This window comes from Acidovorax sp. HMWF029 (assembly GCF_003060895.1).
Lineage (GTDB): Bacteria > Pseudomonadota > Gammaproteobacteria > Burkholderiales > Burkholderiaceae_C > Acidovorax.
In genome coordinates this window covers 1-1,163 of sequence record NZ_QAIH01000306.1, presented here as the reverse complement: position 1 = coordinate 1,163, position 1,163 = coordinate 1, and the positions used below count along the sequence as shown (strand labels likewise).

1 protein-coding gene is annotated in these 1,163 nt (G+C 61.9%); it reads right to left on the bottom strand.

Annotated elements, in window-relative coordinates; translation table 11 throughout:
• Positions 1 to 186: 186 nt before the first annotated feature.
• Positions 187 to 1,086, bottom strand: coding sequence for a LysR family transcriptional regulator (locus DBR12_RS20590; RefSeq protein WP_108618927.1), 900 nt, complete (start codon positions 1,084 to 1,086; stop codon positions 187 to 189).
• Positions 1,087 to 1,163 lie beyond the last annotated feature (77 nt).

Below are 1,163 nucleotides of genomic sequence, written 5' to 3'. Positions count from 1 at the left end.
CCTCGGGCAGTCCGCTGCGTTGCTTTTCTTGCCAATAGCCCGGCTATTGGCTGCAAAAAGACGCCTTGCGGCCTGTCCCGATCCGCACTACCACCGACTCGCGAGGGTTATGCAGGACATCCTTAAACCTCTGCGATCTCTCACAGCTTCAGCTCAACGCCATTGCGAGACAATGGAACTCCTGTGTTACCCCCGCCCCATCCACCCCTCCACCTCTTCCATCAAGTGCCCGCGAAACACCTCGGCAATCGGTGACAGCTGTTTGCCCTTGGGCCAGACCAGGTGCCATTGCGAGCGGATAGGAAAACCCACCACGTTGAGCAAAGCCAAGCCCTCGTGGTGCGGGCCCAGAGCATGAAGGGACACGATGGACACGCCCAGCTGGCCCTCCACCGACTCCTTGATGGCTTCGTTGCTGCCCAGCTCCAGCACGTTGCCAGGGACAAAGCCGGCTTGGCGCAAATGCGCGTCTGTGGCCATGCGGGTGCCCGAGCCTTTTTCGCGCAGGATGAAGCGCTCGGCCTGTAGCTGATCCAGCTTGATGCGCTTCTTGGCCGCCAGCGGGTGGCCTGCGGGGGCAATGAAGACCAGGGGATTGGGCATGAGGATCTGGTCCTCCAGCGGCAGGTCGGCGGGCGGCATGGACATGACGTAGAGGTCGTCCTGATTGGCGCGCAGGCGGTGGATGACGTGGTCGCGGTTGAGCACTTCGAGCGAGATGTCGATGTGCGGGTGCAGCTTGCAGAAGCTGCCCAAGAGGCGCGGCACAAAGTATTTGGCGGTGCTGACCACGGCGACCTTGAGGCGCCCGCTGGTCAAGCCTTTGGCACCGGCGATGCGCTGCTCGAACGCATCCCACTCGCCCGCGATGGCCCGCGCTGTGCGCGCCAGGGTGTGCCCCGCTTCGGTGAGGTGTACGCGGCGCGAGATGACTTCATACAGCGGCAAGCCCACGGCCTGCGCCACCTCGCGCAGCTGCATGGATGCCGTGGGCTGCGTGACGTGCATGACCTTGGCGGCGGCGCTGACGCTGCCGGTTTCGGCCAGCGCCAGAAAGAGCCGCAGCTGCCGGAAGGTGATATTCATAGATATTTATCTATATATAAGAAGATTCAAATCGATTTTACTTTGCACCCTCCACTGCATAGCATTGGCGACCAAGG